Annotated in this window: 16 protein-coding genes and 1 pseudogene; 10 read left to right on the top strand and 7 right to left on the bottom strand. The window is 59.5% G+C overall.

Features of this window, described 5'->3' with window-relative positions; translation table 11 throughout:
• Window positions 1–195: 195 nt before the first annotated feature.
• Window positions 196–843: a type IV toxin-antitoxin system AbiEi family antitoxin domain-containing protein gene (locus tag XH91_RS37140; RefSeq protein ID WP_128930201.1), complete on the top strand. Its 648-nt coding sequence runs from the start codon at window positions 196–198 to the stop codon at window positions 841–843.
• A 218-nt stretch (window positions 844–1,061) separates the two neighbouring features.
• Here the strand turns inward: XH91_RS37140 and XH91_RS37150 are convergent, their stop codons facing one another.
• From XH91_RS37150 to XH91_RS37160, 3 genes are all read right to left on the bottom strand, one after another.
• Complete coding sequence (locus tag XH91_RS37150; protein WP_128930051.1) at window positions 1,062–1,652, bottom strand: mobile mystery protein B; 591 nt, start codon at window positions 1,650–1,652, stop codon at window positions 1,062–1,064.
• The gene (locus XH91_RS37155; RefSeq protein WP_128955143.1) at window positions 1,649–2,101 is read right to left on the bottom strand and encodes a mobile mystery protein A; all 453 of its coding nucleotides are present in this window, start codon (window positions 2,099–2,101) and stop codon (window positions 1,649–1,651) included. Before XH91_RS37155 ends, XH91_RS37150 begins: the two co-directional genes overlap by 4 nt.
• 246 nt (window positions 2,102–2,347) lie before the next feature.
• Window positions 2,348–3,265, bottom strand: a complete 918-nt coding sequence (locus tag XH91_RS37160; RefSeq protein ID WP_128930053.1) for a LysR family transcriptional regulator — start codon at window positions 3,263–3,265, stop codon at window positions 2,348–2,350.
• Window positions 3,266–3,387: 122 nt separating this feature from the next.
• Between XH91_RS37160 and XH91_RS37165 the strand changes: the two genes are divergently transcribed.
• From XH91_RS37165 to XH91_RS37175, 3 genes are all read left to right on the top strand, one after another.
• A complete protein-coding gene (locus tag XH91_RS37165; protein ID WP_128930054.1) occupies window positions 3,388–4,740 on the top strand; it encodes an MFS transporter in 1,353 nt (450 codons plus the stop codon).
• Window positions 4,741–4,795: 55 nt separating this feature from the next.
• Window positions 4,796–5,983 carry an L-talarate/galactarate dehydratase gene (locus XH91_RS37170; RefSeq protein WP_128930202.1) on the top strand — a complete coding sequence of 396 codons (1,188 nt, stop codon included), beginning with the start codon at window positions 4,796–4,798 and terminating at the stop codon, window positions 5,981–5,983.
• Window positions 5,984–6,066: 83 nt separating this feature from the next.
• Window positions 6,067–7,317, top strand: a complete 1,251-nt coding sequence (locus XH91_RS37175) for a lactonase family protein (RefSeq protein WP_164933592.1) — start codon at window positions 6,067–6,069, stop codon at window positions 7,315–7,317.
• Window positions 7,318–7,400: 83 nt separating this feature from the next.
• Here the strand turns inward: XH91_RS37175 and XH91_RS37180 are convergent, their stop codons facing one another.
• The 3 genes from XH91_RS37180 to XH91_RS37190 are packed head-to-tail and all read right to left on the bottom strand — an operon-like array spanning window position 7,401 to window position 11,102.
• Window positions 7,401–8,696, bottom strand: a complete 1,296-nt coding sequence (locus XH91_RS37180; protein ID WP_128955144.1) for a glycerate kinase type-2 family protein — start codon at window positions 8,694–8,696, stop codon at window positions 7,401–7,403.
• Window positions 8,697–8,705: 9 nt separating this feature from the next.
• Complete coding sequence (locus XH91_RS37185) at window positions 8,706–9,782, bottom strand: tartrate dehydrogenase (protein WP_128930057.1); 1,077 nt, start codon at window positions 9,780–9,782, stop codon at window positions 8,706–8,708.
• A 27-nt stretch (window positions 9,783–9,809) separates the two neighbouring features.
• Window positions 9,810–11,102 (bottom strand): MFS transporter, encoded by a 1,293-nt coding sequence (locus XH91_RS37190; RefSeq protein ID WP_128930058.1) that lies wholly within the window; start codon window positions 11,100–11,102, stop codon window positions 9,810–9,812.
• Window positions 11,103–11,255: 153 nt separating this feature from the next.
• Here XH91_RS37190 and XH91_RS37195 point away from each other — a divergent pair, with 153 nt between their 5' ends.
• On the top strand, window positions 11,256–12,173 hold the full coding sequence (locus XH91_RS37195; protein WP_128930059.1) for a LysR family transcriptional regulator: 918 nt from the start codon (window positions 11,256–11,258) through the stop codon (window positions 12,171–12,173).
• Between the two features lie 608 nt (window positions 12,174–12,781).
• Complete coding sequence (locus XH91_RS37200; protein WP_232995554.1) at window positions 12,782–13,036, top strand: type 2 periplasmic-binding domain-containing protein; 255 nt, start codon at window positions 12,782–12,784, stop codon at window positions 13,034–13,036.
• Between the two features lie 443 nt (window positions 13,037–13,479).
• Here the strand turns inward: XH91_RS37200 and XH91_RS37205 are convergent, their stop codons facing one another.
• Window positions 13,480–14,385, bottom strand: coding sequence for a LysR family transcriptional regulator (locus XH91_RS37205; protein WP_128955145.1), 906 nt, complete (start codon window positions 14,383–14,385; stop codon window positions 13,480–13,482).
• Window positions 14,386–14,827: 442 nt separating this feature from the next.
• Between XH91_RS37205 and XH91_RS37210 the strand changes: the two are divergent.
• The 4 genes and pseudogenes from XH91_RS37210 to XH91_RS37225 all read left to right on the top strand — a co-directional run bounded on the left by XH91_RS37210 (window position 14,828) and on the right by XH91_RS37225 (window position 19,898).
• Window positions 14,828–15,812: pseudogene (locus XH91_RS37210) on the top strand (pyruvate kinase).
• Between the two features lie 232 nt (window positions 15,813–16,044).
• Entirely contained in the window at window positions 16,045–17,022 is a 978-nt protein-coding gene (locus XH91_RS37215) for a LysR substrate-binding domain-containing protein (protein ID WP_128930062.1), read from the top strand.
• Window positions 17,012–18,679, top strand: coding sequence for a GspE/PulE family protein (locus tag XH91_RS37220; RefSeq protein ID WP_128930063.1), 1,668 nt, complete (start codon window positions 17,012–17,014; stop codon window positions 18,677–18,679). The genes XH91_RS37215 and XH91_RS37220 overlap by 11 nt, the downstream gene beginning before the upstream one ends.
• 4 nt (window positions 18,680–18,683) lie before the next feature.
• Window positions 18,684–19,898 carry a type II secretion system F family protein gene (locus XH91_RS37225; RefSeq protein WP_128955146.1) on the top strand — a complete coding sequence of 405 codons (1,215 nt, stop codon included), beginning with the start codon at window positions 18,684–18,686 and terminating at the stop codon, window positions 19,896–19,898.
• Window positions 19,899–19,902 lie beyond the last annotated feature (4 nt).

Here is a 19,902-nt window from a genome sequence, read left to right on the forward strand (position 1 = left end):
TGTCGCAGGCTTGGTGCGCCTCATCCAGCCGGGTTGCCCACATGGTGAGACCCGGAGGGGCAGATTCCGAGCCAGTGAAGCGAGGGGTTATGTGCTTGGTTTCAAAAAGGCATTTGTCTTGTGGGAACGTCGCATTGATATAACTCCTTGTGCAAAATCTTGACACTTGCAAGGTTTTGTATCATGCGGGTTTCCATGAGGAAGCAACCACAACGCCAGAGGGATAGGGCGATCTCGCTTCTTCAGAAGCGGGGCATGATGCGCCTTTCTGAATTTCTCCAGGAAGGGATCACGGCCGCAACCATTTCCCGAATGGAACAGAAGGGCACGCTCAATCAGCTCAGCCGCGGCCTTTACCAGCTACCCGATGCACTGCTCGACAGTAACCACTCGCTCGCAGTTGCTGCGAAACTCATTCGAAACGGCGTCATCTGTTACGAGTCTGCGCTCGCCTTCCATGAGCTGACAGACCGCATCCCGCCCTATGTATGGATGGCGATCGGTCCGCGCGACTGGCGGCCCAAGATTGCGCGGCCTCGCATTCAAATTACGCGCTTTGGTCCCAAGGAGTTTGACAAGGGGATCAAGCATTACACCATCGAAGGGATCTCGGTACCGATCTACACACCGGCCAAAACTATCGTCGATCTCTTCAAGAGCGGCCAACGTCAAAAAGCCTTCTACAACGTCCCCACAGGCCTTGCGCACGCCACGCAAGCGATGAAAGACGCGATCAGACTGCGCAAAGCGACACCCTCCGAAATCGCAAAATACGCCGCCGAAGCCGGCATATGGGACAAAATCGTTCAGCCGCGCCTTGAGACGCTGACCTTGAATGCGTAGGCCGCTGACGAATGTCGGAGCATCCATCCGTGGCCGCCTGCTCAATCTTGCAAACAGCGTAACGAGCCTTTCGATCTCTTGCTCACACAGTATGCGTTCGAACGGCTGCTCTACAGGCGAAATCTGCGGATCCCTGCTGTTGATTCCGACGTAGACCGAGTTAGCTAAGGAAAGCGCCTTGGTTTAGTTAGGGTTTGCCCGATGGTGGGCCGGGCATTTTATGATCGCGCGAAAGCGATGAGGGGCCCGAAATCATGGTTGTCGGCAGCCTGAAGCGCTGCAATGTAGGCCCTGCGTGCGGTGCCGGCTGTCTGCAAGCCGGCGGCGCCCCATGTAAAGCGCCGGCCCCCAAGCTGCACGATCAACAAGTCAGCAGCCAATCGTGACCAGCGACCGTTGCCGTTTGGGAACGGATGTACGGATACGAGGCGGTGATGGAAGCGAACCGCAAGTTCGTCCGGTGGATAGGTGTTGTTCTCAATCCAATACCTTGCGTCGTCGAGCACCTGATGCAGCGAAATTTCGATCAGATGTGGCGCGACACCAAGATTGCGCTCCGTCGTTCGAAATTTTCCAGCCCAGCGCCAGACGCGTTCGAACATGCGCCGATGCAAACTCTTGAGAAAACTTTCCCGCGTCGGAACCTTGCGGCGGCCAAACGCCCAGCGGTTTGCCGTCGCGATGTTCTGCTGCTCCAGTTCGTTCAACTCGCTACGTAAGGTAATGTGCGTTGGGATAAGATCTTCGCGCTCCTGAGGGGTCAGCGGTGTCGCGTGATCGTCGGCGGCATGCAGATCAGTCTCAGTCATTCGTCGTCCCAGAGGCGCGCGGGGCGTTTCAACAAATCCTCGATCGCTTGTTCCCGAAGCGCGCGGGCAGCCTGATTGTCCTCCACCGCTTGGTCCTCGAGCCGCATCGTTTGCTCGATAGCTCGTGATTGCCGCTCGGCGACCTCAGCAGCTCGCTTGGTTACAACTTCTGCGAGGGGGCGGTCGGGTACAAGCACATAGACCAGCCTGCAGCCGAGGGCCTCGGCCGCGCGTTGAAGCGTATTGAGGGTTACGCTGCCGCCTTGCTCGGATTTTTCGAGTTCCACGATGCGTGGCTGCGAAACCCCCAGCCTCTTGGCATATTGGGCGGTGGTCATGCCGAGGGCGTCGCGGATCGCGCGAATCCAGCCCTTGGGAGGGCGCTGGGAGTGCGAGAGCGCTCGGAGCGCGGCAAAGCGGCTGTCGAGATGCCGGATAGCGTCTTTCATCCGATAAGATATACCATATAACGAGCTGATAAATCTATAAGGAATACCATATTAATATTTCCCGCGGTAATAAGCTTTTTCTTATAATACACAAGGTTGACAATAAGATAAATCTTATCGAAGTGACGCAGGGCCTTCACTACGACCTTTCGTCAACCATTTAACATCATTGCAGAAGTAAGCGACGAGCCACCCCAGGGCGGCGGTGGCGGACCGAATCCGGGTCCGCGTTCTGGTTAGTGGCCTCTAGGGCTGCAGCTGCAAGGGCCGGCGGACACCGCTGCCCTCGTCCCGAAAGGCAAGCTCGCGCAGGCGCGGTAAAACAGGATTGCGATTGTCACTTCTCCAGATGGCGTGCAATTCAGCAAAGATAGAGCGCCCAAAGCGGATAGGCCGAAACACGACATTGTCGAAGCAGGCATTGCGGGTCTCTCCGGGAACAATCGCAAGACCCAACCCCGTGCTGACCAGCGCGAGGATGGCTTGTGCCTGGCTCATCGACTGCACGACATTCGGCCGGATGCCGGCGGCTCCAAACGCCATGGTCAGCAGCGAGTTCATGTAGGGGCCAGCGCTCGAATACATGATGAAGGGTTGCCCATCGAGCTGCTCAAGCTCGGGCCGGCGCCGCCCCGCGAGCGGGTGATCGAGTGGCAGGGCGAGCGCCAGCTCCTCGCGGAACACGCATGCGCTTCTGACCGTCTCGGCCGTCTGCAATGGGCGCACCAAGCCGAAATCGATTTGCCCTGATTTGAGAGCTTCGAGCTGCTCGCGCGAGGTCAGCTCGACAAAGCTTGCTTCGATGTGCGGTAGTTCGCTGCGCAAGCACGAGGCAAGCCAAGGCAAATACCCGTAAGTTGTAGCACCCACGAAGCCGATCGTCAGGGCACCACCAGCCAATAAGGCTGCTTGTCGCGCAGCCTTCACCGCATTCTCCCGTTGCTGAAGCAGCCCTCGCGCTTCAGAGAGAAACGCCCTTCCAGCGACGGTCAGCTCAACCGACCGGCTCGTTCGCTCAAGCAGCGTCACATCGAGCTGTTGCTCGAGCATCTGGATGTGCCGGCTGAGTGGCGGCTGAGTCATGTTGAGGCGCTTGGCCGCTCGCCCGAAATGAAGCTCGTCGGCAACCGCAACAAAGGCACGAATTTGTGCAAATTCGATCATTGATAACTTTAAGGTATTAGCTCGATCCAAAATTGAGTTTAGACGTGAATTGATCCTGCGTCTAGGTTGGGCTCCGTGATCGGCGAGAGATCGATCCGGGAAAACCTCGACGGGAGGATCGTATGTCAGGGAGCAGAGTGGCGCGCTTCCAATTTCGTTTCGTGATCTTGGCACTCATCACGATGTTGCTGGCACTAAGCAGCGGCGATCGAGCGACGCTCTCGATCGCGGGCCCCAATATGTCCAAGGCTCTTGGCATCAGCCCGGTCGAACTCGGCTGGATGTTTTCCGCTTTCGCATGGGCCTACGTGCTGGCTCAGGTGCCCGCTGGCTGGATCACGGACAAGCTCGGCGCAAAGCTCAGCATCCTGGTCGGATTGATCCTCTGGTCGGTCGTCACGTTCCTGATGAGCGGCGTGGCCTGGCTCGCCTATCCGTTTCTGGCCATGCTCGCCTTGCGCTTCCTGCTTGGCGTGTTCGAATCTCCAGTCGGGCCGGCTGCTGGGCGCATCATCGCTGCCTGGTTTCCATCGAGCGAGCGCGGCATTGCCGGCGCGATCTTCAACAGCGCGCAATATGTCTCCCTCGTGATCTTCACGCCTTTGATGGGCTATCTAGATCATCGCTTCGGCTGGGAGCACATCTTCACTGTGATGGGCGTCCTAGGGCTCGCATTCTCCGCCCTCTGGTTCGTCACGTACTATCCGCCTGCTCAACATCCAAAAGTCGCGCCAGCTGAACTCGATCACATTCGCTCTGGTGGCGGCCTTGTCGACCTCGGCGCAGCTCCTGTGCGCTCCGCCGAGCGCGGTCCAAAATGGTCGGATCTGGCCGAAGTCTTCCGCAGCCGCATGCTCGTCGGCATCTTCCTCGCGCAGTACGGCATTACATCCATCACCTGGTTCTTCGTCTCCTGGTTTCCGAGCTATCTCGTCAAGGCCCGCGGCTTTTCGGTACTCGACGCAAGTTTAGTGGCGACCATCCCGGCCATCGCCGGCTTCGTTGGCGGCGTCATGACCGGCTTCTTCTCAGATTGGCTTCTTCGCAGGACCGGATCGCTAAGCACCGCGAGGAAGACGCCGATTACGATTGGTCTGTTGATGACGATGCTGATCATCGGCTGCAATTACACAGACTCCACCACGTTGATCCTAGTCCTGATGAGCGCCGCCTTTTTCGGCAAGGGCTTTGGATCGCTAGGTTGGACCGTAGTGGCCGATACCGCGCCAAAAGAAGTCATCGGGCTGACCGGCGGCGTCTTCAACGCGATCGGTAATACTGCCGGCATCACGACCCCGGTTGCGATCGGCTACATCCTTGCAGCGACCGGATCCTTCAATGGCGCGCTGCTCTATGTCGGCCTCCATGGCCTACTCGCCATTATCAGCTACTGGGTCATCGTGGGCCCGATTCAACGTGCCGTCATTCAGGAAAGGCCCGAGCTTCCTCGCGCTGCGCCAATACCAGCCGAATAGACGCCGGGCCGCAGAAGAGTATTCAACGACGAAAGAGGACGAACAGATGAACTTTATGCAAAACACGACACGCATCATTGCCAATCCGCTAGCTGCGGGACTTGCGCCCGGCGAAGCCACCACCGATCGAATCGCATGGGTCAAGCTATCGCTGGTTTTCCTTCCACTTGCCGCACCGATCAGCGACGCGAAGGTGCTTACCGGCCGCCAAAAGCCGCTCACGGAGATCGCGTTCCTGTTCGCGGAGATCGAAACCGAGCAGGGCCATAGTGGCATCGGCTATAGCTATTCGAAGCGCGCGGGAGGGCCCGGGCAGTTCGCTCATGCCAAGGAAATTGCCGGTGAACTTATAGGTGAGGATCCCAATGACATCGCGCGCATCTGGGACAAGCTGGTCTGGGCCGGCGCTTCCGTCGGGCGTAGTGGACTGTCAACCCAGGCAATTGCCGCCTTTGACATTGCGTTGTGGGATCTCAAGGCCAAGCGAGCGAAGCTGCCGCTGGCCAAATTGCTCGGCGCCCACCGAGATTCGGTTCGCTGCTACAACACATCCGGCGGCTATCTCTCCATGCCCATCGAGGAGGTCAAGGAGCGCGTCTCGATGGCGCTCGAAAAGGGCATCGGCGCCATCAAGCTCAAAGTCGGCCAGCCCGACCCGATGGTTGATCTCGCCCGCATCGAGGCAGTGCGCAAACATATTGGCGACGTACCGCTGGCGATCGATGCCAATCAGCAATGGGACCGCACGACTGCACTGAGGTTTGGTCGCATTGCCGAGCAGTTCAGCCTGACCTGGATCGAAGAGCCGCTGGATGCTTACGATTACGAAGGGCATGCCGCGCTCGCCAAGGAGCTTGCAACCCCGATCGCCACGGGTGAGATGCTAACAAGCGTCGATGAACATTACGAGCTGATCCGGCACAATTCGGTCGACTTCATTCAGCCAGACGCCCCCCGCGTCGGGGGCATCACCCCCTTCCTGAAGATCCTCGCGCTTGCCGACCATAAGAAGCTGCAGCTCGCTCCCCATTACTGCATGGAGATCCACCTTCATCTGACGGCGGCTTACGGCCGCGAGCCCTGGGTCGAGCACTTCGAGTGGTCGGAAGCCATGTTCAACGAGAAACTCCATGTCGTGAATGGACGCATGATCGTGCCAAACCGACCGGGCCTCGGCTTCAGCCTCTCGGATCAGGCTCGGGCATGGACTCGCGCCACTCACGAAGCCGGAAAGCGGCCCTAATAAACAGAAGGCTGGTCCGGCCCCGCCGGCCCAGCCTTTTGAGGCCGAGTAGACTTAGCAGCACGTTACGAGGAGTTGAACGCATGAACCGCGCAGTGTCACTCAGCCGCCGTACGTTTGTAGGCCTCCTTGCCGCAGCGGGGCTATCGCCACGAGCAGTTGCTGCGCAGAACACAGCTCGCGCGGTCCTCTACGTCGCAGTTGGGTCCGAGCTGATGTGTTACGAGGCCGACGACACGAAGCTCGCCTTGCAGAAAATTGACACTATTCGCGTGCCAGAGGCGGTTCAGTACGCCTGGAAGCATCCATCAAAGCCGCTGCTCTACGTGGCTTTTAGCAACCGGTATACCTCCAAGGCTGACGACCGGCACGGGGTCGCGGTCTATGCGATCGATCAAGACACGGGGCGGCTGCAGCAATTTGGAGAGCCTGTCTTTCTCAAGAACCGCCCAGTTAACCTCACGCTCGATCCGGCAGGGCGCTATCTGCTTGTTGCTTACAACATGCCGTCAGATCTGACCGTCCATGCGCTCGGGGAGAACGGCTCCATCGGAGTTGAAATCAAGCAGTCCGGCTCAATCGATGCCGGCATCTATGCTCACCAAGTCCGTGTCTCACCGTCTGGCAAGCTCGTCGTGCTTCCGACGCGCGGCAACGATCCGGGCGCCGGCAAGCCCGAAGATCCCGGAGCCCTGAAAGTCTTCCGATTTGAAGCGGGGCAGCTTTCGCATGAGACTTCGATCACTAAAGGAAACGGACTTGGCTTCGGCCCGCGGCACGTCGACTTTCATCCGGAAAAACCGTGGATGTTCGTATCGATGGAACGCAACAACCAGCTGCTGGTCTATGGGACGAGTGACGAAGGCATCGATCCTAAGCCGCTGTTCGAAAGATATACTGCTGAAAACCACGAAGCTAGGCTACCGGTCCAGTTCGTCGGCCCCATCCACGTGCACCCCAACGGCCGGTTCGTCTATCTTGCCAACCGCTCGGACGGAACGATCGATTTCGCGGGCCGAAAGGTCCATGGGGAGGGAGAAAATACTGTCGCCGTGTTTTCGATCAATCCCGCAAGCGGAGAGCCGACGCTCATCCAGACCATTGATACCCTGACCTTCCATTGCAGGACATTCTCAATCCATCCGGCCGGACGAATGCTGGTCACAGCTGCGGTTGCGCCGCTTGACGTTCGCGACGGTGGCGCCGTTCGGACGGTTCCAGCAGGGTTGACAGTATTCGACGTCGCCGACGATGGCAAACTGAACTTCGCTCGCAAATACGAGGTCGATATCGGCAAAGATTGGATGTTCTGGTGTGGAATGGTTGCTCTCTGAGCATGCAGCTCTGCACGACGCGCTCGCGGGAGCTCTCGCACGAGCGGGCGCCTTATGTAGGCGAACGAACGAGCTTTGCCAGCTTACGACGTCTGTTGCCTAGTCGGCGCAATCAGAACGGCCCGAATGTCATTGACATTTGTGAGAGTGGGACCTGTTCGAACGAGATCACCAAGACGCTCGAAAAAGGTGTAACTATCGTGAGCCGTCAGAAGCGCGCGGGCATCGAGCTGGCTCGCAGCGGCGCGATGCAAGGTATCTGGCGTCACCAAAGCGCCGGCGGCATCCTCCGTTCCATCAATCCCGTCACTATCCCCGGCAATGGCCCAAATGCCCGCCGCTCCATCAAGGGCCACCGCAAGTCCGAGCAAGAACTCGGTATTGCGACCACCACGACCTGCTCGGCCATGACCGATGCTAACTGTCGTCTCTCCTCCTGAAAGCAGAACGGCCGGCGCCTTTACAGGATGCCCGTGCTGAGCGACCGACCGGGCAATTCCGGCCATCATGGTACCGAGCTCTCGGGCCTCCCCCTCGATTGCGTCCCCAAGTACAACAGCGCTCAATCCCTCGCGCTTGGCGAGCTGCGCTGCAGCATCAAGGGCCGTGAGTGGCGCGGCGATAATACGGACATCTTCGGCAATGTCCCCAGGCTTCGCCGTATCTTGTCCGCCGTCTAGAACGGCTTGCGCAGAGTCGGGCAGCTTGATCCCGAAACGGCGAACGATCTCGCGCGCATTGGCCTTCGTGCTGGCATCCGGCAGCGTCGGGCCGGAGGCGATCGCAGCCGGATCGTCCCCCGGAATGTCTGAGATCACGAGGGTGAGGAGGCGCGCAGGGCGCGCTGCAAGCGCCAGCCGACCGCCTTTGATCGCCGACAGGTGCTTGCGCACCACATTCATCTCCGCAATCGTCGCCCCGCTCGCGAGTAATGCCCGGTTTACCGCTTGCTTGTCCGCGAGGGTCATCGGAGGGGCGGGAAGGGCCATCAGTGCGGACCCGCCACCGGACATCAACGCTAGGACCAGGTCATCCTTCGTCAGCCCTCTGACCGCATCCAGCATCCGCAGCGCCGCGGCCTCGCTCGAGTGGTCCGGGACGGGGTGCGACGCCTCAAGGACTTCGATCCCGCCCGCCGGCACCGCGTGCCCGTGCCGCGTCACAACGACCCCCGACAATTCGACGTCGGGCCAGGCCGCATCGACCACCGCAGCCATTGCCGCGGACGCCTTGCCGGCTCCGACAACAATACAGCGTCCGCTGGGCTTTGGCGGCAGATGCGTCGTGACGGCTATGCGCGGATCAGCGCTCGCGATTGCGGCATCAAAGAGTTGCCGCAGCAAGCTGCGAGCCCGTGCGTCGGTCCACACAGCGGACATTGGGGGGCTTCACGCGTTTTCCGCTTGGATCGCGCTCACGACAGCGTCTGTCACCTTGCGGGTGTTCGCCGATCCTCCAAGGTCTGGCGTATGCAGTTCGGGGTTGGCGGTGACGCGCTCGATTGCCTTCATGAGCCGCTGCGCGGCTGCATTCTCCCCCAGATGCTCAAGCATCATAACCGCCGACCAGAATGTCCCGACGGGATTGGCAATGCCCTTGCCTGTGATGTCGAAGGCGGAGCCATGGATGGGCTCGAACATCGATGGGAATTTGCGCTCGGGATTGAGATTGGCGGTCGGGGCGATGCCAAGCGAACCGGCAAGGGCAGCGGCAAGGTCGGACAGCACATCAGCATGGAGATTGGTAGCCACGATCGTATCGAGGCTCTGCGGGCGCATGACCATGCGCATCGTCATGGCATCGACCAGCATCTTGTCCCACGTCACGTCAGAAAACTCGCGCGCGACCTCCGCTGCAATTTCATCCCACATGACCATTGCATGCCGCTGTGCATTGGATTTCGTCACGACGGTCAACAACTTGCGGGGACGAGACCGTGCAAGGCCGAAGGCAAAGCGCATGATCCGCTCCACACCGGCGCGCGTGAACATAGCGACATCGGTTGCTGCCTCCAAAGGAGATCCCTGATGGACCCGTCCGCCGACGCCCGCATACTCGCCTTCCGAATTTTCCCGAACGATGACCCAGTCGAGCTCCTTGTCCTTGACGGCACGCAAGGGCGAGGTGATGCCGGGAAGGATGCGGGTCGGACGCACATTCGCATATTGATCGAACGGCTGACAGATCGCGAGCCGCAGGCCCCAAAGCGTGATGTGGTCCGGAATTTCTGGGTGCCCTGCGGAGCCAAACAGGATTGCATCGTGATTACGGATCAGATCGCGCCCGTTTTCGGGCATCATGCGGCCATGCCGCTTATAATATTCCCCACCCCAATCAAAGTGGTCGAAGTGAAAGGTGAATGCCCCATCGCGCTTCGCCAGCGCCTTAAGAACTTCGACGCCGGCATCCACAACTTCGGAGCCGATACCGTCGCCTGGGATTGCCGCAACGTTGTAGGTCTTCATGAGAGATATCCTTCCTCTTCCGTATGATTAGTGCGCGACGGCCGCCTGATGGCGGCCGATCGAGCGCGCGAGCAGCAACGTCAGCGTGGCGGACAACAACAAGAGTGCGCAGACGAAATAGAGCCCGCCCTCGAAGCTGCCGGTGAGGTCCTTGATCCATCCGATCATGGCCGGACCGACGAAGCCGCCGAGATTGCCGATGGAGTTGATGGTTGCGATGCCGCTCGCCGCGGCCGGACCGGCCAGGAACAGTGTCGGCATGCTCCAAAGCGGCGGCTTGGCGGCGCTGATGCCGACGTTCACCAGCACCAGCGCAGCGATAACTGAAGCAACGCCAGTCGACATGCCTGCCAGCGCGAGCCCGGCCGCCGCAACGAGGCAAGCGATGACTACATGCCACGTCCGTTCGTTGGTGCGGTCCGAATGCCTTGACCACAGATACATGGCCACCACGGCGATCGTCGGCGGGATCGCATTGAGCGATCCAACCGCCATATTCGACAGGCCGAAGCCTTTGATGATCTGCGGCGCCCATACCCCCAGCGTGTACAGTCCCGCCGACGTGCCGAAGTAGACGAGGGACAAAGCCAGAACGCGTAGATCCGTCAGTCCCCGCCAGACGCTATGGCTCGCCGACCCTGCCTTGGCCGCCCGCTCCGCATTCATGGCCTCGACCAGCCAGGCCCGCTCATCATCGGCAAGCCACTTCGCCTGTTCCGGCCGATCCGTCATGAATCCGAGCACGATGAACCCAAGCACGATGGCGGGTAGCGCCTCGAGGAGAAATAGCCATTGCCACCCCTTAAGGCCGAACAAGCCGTGCAACTCCAGAAGAGCGGCCGAGACGGGCGATCCGAGGACCGTTGAAAGAGGCGCCGCTGCCATGAACAGAGCGGTGATCCCGGCACGCTGGCGCGCGGGAAACCAATAGGACAGATAGAGGATAATTCCTGGGAAGAACCCAGCTTCGGCCGCGCCGAGCAAGAAGCGAAGAACGTAGAAGCTTGTTTGCCCTTGGACGAACGCCATTGCCCCGGATATCAAGCCCCAGGTGATCATGACCCGAGCGATCCACAGTCGGGCTCCCACCTTGTCCAAAATGATGTTGGAGGGCACCTCGAACAGGAAGTAACCCCAGAAGAAAATGCCCGCACCAAATCCGTATACGGAGGAGGAGAAACCAAGATCCTTGTTCATCGTCAGCGCTGCGAAGCCGATGTTCACTCGGTCGATAAACGCGACGAAGTAGAGTAGCATCACGAATGGCACGATCCGGTAAGCTACTCGACGGATCGTGCGCTTCTGAACCTCGTTCACCACCTTGGGCCTCCTCGTTTTTCGGCTGGCGCCCCGGCTGGCAGCCATGCCTTTTATCTACGGCCAGCCTAGAAGGAAGAGACGGCGTCACTCAATACGCCCTTATTTGTACAAAAAAATGGTATAATGGCTCGGATTCGACAAAAGGGCCTGCTCATGGAGCTGCGTCAATTGAGATGTTTCGTCGCCGCCGCCGAGCAGCTGCATTTTGGCCGCGCGGCCCAACACCTGCAGATGCTACCTTCCGCCTTCGGCCGCCACATCAAACTCTTGGAAGAGGATCTTGGTACGCGGCTGTTTGCAAGGACCACGCGAGCCGTCTCTTTGACCGACGACGGCGCGCTACTTCTTCGGGAGGCGCGCATCATTCTCTCAAAGGTCTCGACCGTGGAGGCCGTCTTGCGCGGTCGCTCGCGTTCGGTCGGAGCCCGGAATCTCAAGGTAGGCGCCATAGACAGTGCTGCGGCCGGGCTTATGCCGCAGCTGTTGCGAGACTTCCGCGCGAAATACCCCGACGTCACCGTTCATCTTCTGGAGGAAAAGACGTTCCGGCTGCTTCCCAAGGTCCTTTCCGGAGCGCTCGATCTCGTTTTCATCCGTCCTCCGGAGAAGATGGACCGAAGGCTCGAATGTAAAACTCTGCTCATGGAAACCGCAGTGGTCGCCCTTCCCCGCAGGCACGCGCTTGCACGTAACGAATGTCTGTCGCTCTCGGCGATCGCTCATCAACCGATGATCGTTCCTGATCGGCGATCTCGGCCCCACAGCCACGACTTGACCATGAAGCTGTTCGAGGACGCCGGGCTGACGCCCCGCATCGCTCAGCTCGCCGATGAAAAGCAGACGATCGTGAACATGGTTGCGGCTGGACTGGGACTGGCCGTCGTCCCCCGCTGGACCTCTCGCATGGCTGTTGCGGGCGTTCGCTTTGTTCCGCTCAAGCTGGAGCGCTTTGGAGCAGTTGGACGGCTTCCGCTCGCTGCAAGTTGGCTGCGTGGTTCCCGCGATCCTATTCGCGATACGCTTTTGACGGTCCTCGAAAAGCGGTTGCGGTCTTATGCCAAAGGTGCCTGATGATTCTTGCAGAAAGCCAGGCGCCGAGCTCCGATGCGAGCGCAAATGTCAAGCTCGCCGGTCCGAAAGTGTTTGAACCGTGTTCGGTCGGGTACCGATGGTCATCGTTGAGCGCATCTGGAAAGGGAGGCAAGGAGCACGAATACTCATGAGCCGTCGATTGTCGAGGCATCCTGCAAGCCCACTTCGCGTGCGTTTCGATGTTCATCAGCGCGATCCAAGTTGGACGACCGATCGGGGGTGCGATCCGCTGCTAGCCCCCGAGCCGTAACTATTGCGTTTCACAAACACCTCTGTTCGACCGCGACGGTCGAGGAATGCAGATGACCGAGGCAAGCCTTCTCTTGCACCGGAGCGCATCTCAGATCCTGCGTGACCTTGCCGGTTAGGAAGTCATGGCCGACGGAAAGCATCTCACCAGTGATGTCATCATCGGTGCTACCCCGTCCGTCATTGCATTGGCAGGCGCGGAGCTGATCAGGGCCTACCGGGAGCGTCTGCCCGAGTACGCCCGCACTTGCTAGAGGGACGTTGACGCGCTCGATCGACGTCGCGTTGGTCCACGTCTTCAACCAGAAAGCCCACGCTTAATCAGCAAGCGCCTCGCAGTGGAGCGGCTGTTCGCAATCGGGCCGCCAGAAATGTTCGCCGGCGATCCGGTCAGCCCCGCGAGCCTGCTTGCTATACTCTTTCCCTCTGCTCAAAATCCGATTCGAAGCCTTCTCGACGCCGGTGCCGCGGGCATCGATCTGTCGGTGTCGATTGTGCTGGAGATCGACACGATGATTCCTCTAAAAGACCTCGTCCGGCAGCGCCTTGCCCCGGCGTCCTCCCGTTCTGCGCGGTCAGACATGAGTTCGTGACGGAACTTTGAGCGCCGGCTCAATCGTCAGGCCGAAATCAGAAGGGATCTGGGCCTTATCTGCCTTGCGGATCCGGCCGCCGACGCGCGTCGCCTCCGAGCTGATTGCCCGCTTCGGTATATCCTGCGCAAGATCGTCTCCGGAAAGAGAGGACACGGTTTCGTCGATCCGATAACCGCCTAAGATAGTAGGCCCCTAAATATACAGCGATGGCGCGATGAGGCGGCGCTCCACCAACTTTGGAAGCACAACAAAACCAAGATCCGCGGTGTCTATAACGCGGCCGCTTGAACCCCATGGGCTTCTTCCGAATCTACCTCGAGTGGCCCGAAATGATGTAGCCTTCCGGCCCGGTGGTTTTCCCAGTCTGCCTAACTCCCAAAAAAACGCCCGCCATAGGTGGCGGGCAGTCTGCGGGAGAGAGTAGTGCGATCGGGTGCGACTCAAGCTTCCTTTGCGTAAGCTGCAAGATCGGCCCGCAGCATCTTCAATATGTCGTCTCGGATGGGATCCCTGGTCCCGCGCGACCAAGCAGCCGCAAGGGGAAGTTTGTTCATGTCCGACGCCACGAGCCGGACATAGCGAACCCCGCGGCTCGCCAGGCGCGACGTCCAGCTAGGTACGATAGCGATCCCCAAACCGGCCGACACCAGGTTGACGATCGTTTGCTTTTCCTCCGCAATCTGAGCAATCCGGGCGTCTAGCCCGGCTTCCGCAAAGAGCTTCATCGTTAGATCGTGGCTATGAGGCCTGGACCGCCGTTCGGGAACGATCAGTGGCTCGTTCTTGAGATCCGCAACCTTGACCATCTTCCTCGACGCAAGTCGATGATGGTGCGGAAGGGCTACGACGGCTGTCTCAAAGAAGAGAAATAGAAACTCCAGCCGCTTGTTGGCGTCTTTTGGGGGGCGCACGAAGGCGAGATCAAGCCGTCCGGTCAAAAGGCGCGGCAACAGACGAATGGTCTTATCCTCGACCAGTTGAATCGTTGCATCAGGCCGACGCTTGCGAAAGTCTTTAAGAAGTTTCGGAATAAGTCCGGCGGCAGCACTGTCGATGGCACCAACGCGTATGATTGTTGCCCCTTTGCGCGAGCGCGTCCGAAATCTGACCGCAAGCGCATCGGCTTGCGTCAGCAGCGCACGCGCATCTTTAAGCAAGACAACACCGTCGTCCGTCAGCGCGACGTTTCGCGTCGTGCGCGTCAGAAGCCGCGTGCCGAGATCCTCCTCCAGCAGCCGAACAAACCGCCCCAGGGCCGAGGGAAGCATATTCATTCGTTGCGCCGCTCTTCCGAAGTGAAGCTCTTCGGCTGTTGCTACGAAGCAGCGCAGTTGTTGCAGGTCCATCAGTTCCTCCGTACGACGACGATAACATCAAAAACGCCGGTCTTATTATGTCATTCTTTTGTATAAACGATTGGAGATTGAATCCGCTCTGCCTTGATTGCAGCGTTTTCTCGATAGCGCCGTCGATGCGCAGAACAATCAAACGCCGATCGGGCCAGGAGCCCATCCGGCTTGACGAACGATCTGGAGGTCCGGTTTGCGAAAGTGATGCTGCTCTACTTGGCTGGGACGGAGACGCCGAGTGCGCCAGGCACGATCGTGCGCCGAGCGCGCTAGGCCAGGCACATGCGGCACACTTCGATCCGCTCTTGCCTCGCGGCCCGCGATAGCAACGGCCTTCTTGATCGCGTCGGCGCTCTCATTCGCATCGATTCGATACGCACGAACGTCGGCAATGTCAGGGCTGTTTGATGGGCGGCCCCGCAATTTCGCGAGGTAAAACATGCATCGTCGGCGAGCCAAGATTATTGCGACCGTCGGACCCGCCAGCCGTTCGCCAGAGATGCTCGCGGCATTGGGCCAGGCGGGCGGATACGTTCCGACTTACAGGCAGATCACGCAAGGCGTCATGGCGCAATTCGTCAACTCGAACGAAGATTCAGCCGCCCTATTGGTATTCTTCAGGACTTGCAGGGGCCAAAGATCCGGGTTGGTACCATAAGGAATGGCAGATTTTCCCTCAGTGCCGGTGACGCCGTTCGCTTTGTTCCGTCGGTCGGCGTCCGGGCATATCGATGACATCGTGCGCCTCTCCGATGGGATAGTGATCGCGCGCGTTGATCTTGGCGTCGCAATTCCGCATGCGGAGGTTCCCGGCCGACAAAAGGAATTGATCCGATCGTGCCGCCTCGACGCTCAATGGTTGCTGCGCCGACGCCGACACGCGCCGACACTTCGGATGCGGCCACAGCGATCTATGGCGGAGCCGACGCGATCATGCTGTCCGCGGAATCTGCGACCGCGCAATATCCGTGCGAGGCCGCCACCAACATGAGCCGCATAATCGAAAGCACCGAGCGACATAAAATGTATCGTTCGATCGTCAATGCGTCGGAGCCGGACGAGGAGCAGACCGCCCCGACCGCGGCGGCTGCGGATCTCGCAACGATGATCGGAGCCTCAGCGATCCTCGCCTTCACCTCGAGCGGTACGACTGCAACGCGCATCGCGCGCAAACGTCCCAAGGTACTGATCCTCGCGATCACACCGGAGGAACGGGTCTCGCGCCAACTATGCCTGTTGTGGGGGCGCCCACGGCATGAAGTCCCCCAACATAAGCTCCTACGAGGAGATGGTCGAACGCGCGACGCAAACCGCTCTCAACGTGAACTTTTGCGGAGAATGCCGATGTCATCGTCGCCGTGGCCGGCATACGTTTCGGCGATGCCGGCACAACCAATAATTTACGCGTGGTGACGATTGCTTAAGCGCTTCGCCGCCATCCTGGCCGCCCCCTTCCTCTAACCAGCTGACGTCGCAGCGCGGCCTATGCCGTTTGCCGGCCCAACCTTGCGCAACTGCCCAGCAGATCACGTCCTCGCAAGAAATTATTCTAATCGTTTGTATATTATAATGAGCATTGAGGTCAGCGAGCCAGTGACCTTAAGATTATAGATTAGCGGGCGAATAAGTTCCGTTTTGCAATCGGGAAACGTCGGGGTGAAACCATTAGCACAAGATCTTGAGGTGTTTATCGTTGCGGCGCGGCGGGGAAGTTTTGCTGCGGCGGCGACAGAGTTAGGTGCGTCGCCTGCCTACGTCAGCAAGCGCGTCGCGCTACTTGAGCGGGCACTCGGACGCGTGTTGTTCCTGCGTACCGCTCGACAAGCGGTGCTCAGCAGCGATGGGGAAGTGTTGCTGTCCAAAGCGCAGCGCGTTCTCGATGCCTATGCGGATTTTGTAGCTGACGGTCCTGAGACCGATTCCGTCGCCCGCGGCAGCGTACGAATTACGGCAAGCTCGGGTATTGGCTGCAATCATGTCGCACCACTTGTATCGGAGTTGGCGCTCCTACACCCGGAATTGGATATTCGGCTGGAAATCGTCGATCGGAGCGTGGATCTGGTTGAGGAGAATGTCGACATTGACATTCGGGTCGGCAGGGTACGCGAGCCTCACTTGCTCGTGCATCCTATTGCGCAGGGAAGACGCATTCTCTGCGCGGCTCCCAGCTATCTCAATCGACGCGGCATGCCGGAGGAACTCGGCGATCTCGCTGGACATTCGTGCCTGGTCATGCGCGAACGTGACGAGGTGTTCGAGCGCTGGACTTTGCATGGTCCCATCGGGATGCGCACCATCAACGTCACCGCTGCCCTCTCCACCAACCATGGCGATATCATCCGCAATTGGGCGATTGCCGGCCGTGGGATAATGCTGCGTTCTTATTGGGACGTGGCCAAGGGGCTCGCGAATGGCCAATTAGTCCACGTGCTTCCCCTCTGGTGGCAGCCGGCTGATATATCTGCCGTCACCAAAGTCCGCTCAAGCAGTGTGTACCGATATTATCTTTGCGTCCGCTATATTCGCGAGCGGCTCCGTGACGGGCCATTCGCACTTGCCACAAAGCGATGGCCCGAGACTCCAGGTGAAACAGAGCTCACACTTGAGGAGGCTCCCGCGCTTCATGAGGCCTGAAACCGTGACTGAGTTTGCAGAGCGCCTTCGGGGCGATGCGCATGTCGCAGCCGGCATGGGCGGCCTTGTCGCCGAAAAGCTCACGCTGCGCCAGCTTTTCGAATCGTCCGACCTGTCGGCCCAGGAGTTTGCCGACGCGGTCGCAGCCTTTTTCAAACATGACCGTGCGGCTTTAGCCGACCTCTTGGCTGGGACGAGCTTGGTCGAACACTTCTCGCCTCGCTTCCTCCGGGAAATGACGATTTTTCCGTATCAGCTCGCGAATGGACGCGCCGTGATTGCCCTGTTCGATCCCACGGACACGGCAGCGATCAGCGCCGCGGAGATTGTACTCGGCCCCGCGGTAAAGGTCGCCATCGCGTCGTTTGAGGACATTGATACCGCGCTCTCTCAGCGCCTTAGCGAAGGCGAGACCACCGCAGCGAATAGGGATAATACCATCGCTGTCCGCGAGGAGGATATCGAAAGCCTCCGCGACCTAGCTAGCGGCGCGCCGGTCGTCCGTGCCGTCTCCGAATTGATCGAAAAGGCCGCCGAGCTTCGCGCCAGTGACATACACATTGAGCCTTTCAGGACGGAACTGGCAGTGCGTATGCGGGTTGATGGCCTGCTTCGCCATATCCCCTCACCATCCCATGTACTCCCACAGGCCATAGTCTCCCGCATCAAGATCCTGGCGGGTCTCAACATAGCCGAGCGCCGATTGCCTCAAGATGGCGCCGCGCGTGTCCAACTTGGGCGAGCTGAAATGGATTTGCGCGTCGCTATCATGCCGACGCAGCATGGTGAGTCTGCCGTCATTCGGCTTCTGCCCAAGGAGCGGGGACTCCTTGCGATCGAGAAGCTCGGCTTTGCGCCCGACGACGAAGCAAAGCTCCGCGCAGTCCTGACGCTCCCGCACGGTCTCATCGTGGTCACCGGACCAACCGGCAGCGGTAAAACCACGACGCTTGCGACCGTGCTCGGCCTCCTCAACGAATCCTCCCGGAAGATACTGACGATCGAGGATCCGGTAGAATACGAAATCAAGGGCATCAATCAGTCCCAGGTAAACTCTGCTATCGGCCTGACTTTCGCGAAGGCATTGCGCGCTTTCGTGCGGCAAGATCCGGATGTCATCATGGTGGGCGAGATCCGTGATGCCGAGACAGCGGAAGTAGCGATCCACGCTGCCCTGACCGGGCACCTCGTCCTGACCACGCTGCACACCGAAACCGCTGCGGCCGCCGTGCCGCGACTGCTGGACCTCGGCGTCGAGGCGTTTCTGTTGAGTTCAACCCTCCGTGCCGTGATCGCGCAGCGGCTGGTGCGGCAGCTTTGCGACCGGTGCAAAACAACGAGCCGGCTCGAGCACTCGGAGTTTGCGGCCGATCGGCGGTACGCCGCGATCGGCCTTCGGGTTGGTGATGAAGTTTACAAGGCAGGCCGATGCGAGCGTTGCGGCGGAACGGGCTACCGCGGCCGCGTTGGCCTGTTCGAGGTCCTTGAAGTGGCCGATGAGGTTCGTCAGCTGATGAATGCGCACTGCGACGCCGTGTCGATTGATCGAACAGCGGTTCGATCTGGAATGACCACCATGATCCAAGACGGCCTCGCGAAATGCCGAGCCGGCGTCACGTCGCCCGCGGAAGTTCTCCGCGTAACGACCATACGATAACGTGATGCAAACCTTTCGCTATCTAGCTATGACCCAGAGCGGTGAGCTCGTAAACGGTATGATCTCCGCGTCCACCGCGAAGGAAGTTTTCGCGCGTATCGAGTATCTCGGTCTCGTTCCGATCGAAACAGTCGCTCAGGACACTAAGGTTGCGGTCGCTCATATCGCTGCTGGTTTTCTTGGGCGACCACGCGCCGAAGACGTGACCATCTTTACACGTGATCTTTCTTTGCTGCTCAAGGCGGGCGCGAGGCTTGACGATGCACTGGAGTTGTTGTGCTCAGATGACGACATCGGCCGCCTGCGCCCGATTGTGAGTAAACTCCGCGTCGCAGTGCTTGCGGGCGAAAGCTTCGCTGAAGCCGTCGGCAAATATCCGAGTTGCTTTCCGCCTATCTATGCGGCGCTCGTGCAAGTCGGCGAAACGTCCGGGAAGCTCGGCCACCTTCTCGATATGCTGGCAAGCGAGCGCGCGCGCACGGAGGCCTTGCGCCGAAGAATTACTGATGCGCTGCAATATCCTGCATTCGTGTTGCTCGCTGCATCCTGCGTGCTGGCATTTTTTGTTCTCGTGGTACTGCCACAGTTCGGAGCTGTGTTGCGCGATTTCGGCGCCAAGCAGGACTCGCTGATTGTCACGGTGCTTGGCGTTTCTGAATGGACGCGCTCCAACGGTCTGGCGATTCTTGGAGTCGCAGGGGCCGCCATCTTTGCAGCCTATGCCGTCCTCCGCCGGCCCGTGATCCGGTTCCGGCTGCTCGCAACACTGATGCGATTGCCGGGCCCCAGTTCGATTTTTCGGGCCTACCAAACTGCGGTGTTCTGCCGCAATCTCGGCATCCTTGCTGGCAGTCAGGTACCTTTGACCACCACCCTGCGCATCCTCGTCGATATCATGTCCTTTTCGGGCGATGTTCCCGCCTGGACAACCGCGGCTGATCAAGTACGACACGGCGCGAAGCTTTCTGACGCCCTTTCCCAGTCAACGGTCTTGCCCATGATGGCGATCCGCATGATCCGCATTGGCGAAGAAACCGGCCAGCTGCCAATACTCGCCGGGCGCATCGCGGAGTTCTACGAAGCCAAGCTACAGAGGAGTCTTGACCGGCTCGTCGCCGTTATCGGACCGGCGGCCGTGATCGGCATTAGCGTGGTTGTCGGCGGTCTCATCGTTTCCATTATGACGGCCCTGCTGTCTATCACTCAACTCGTATCGTGATCTC

This window comes from Bradyrhizobium guangzhouense, from assembly GCF_004114955.1.
In the GTDB taxonomy this organism is placed as follows: domain Bacteria; phylum Pseudomonadota; class Alphaproteobacteria; order Rhizobiales; family Xanthobacteraceae; genus Bradyrhizobium; species Bradyrhizobium guangzhouense.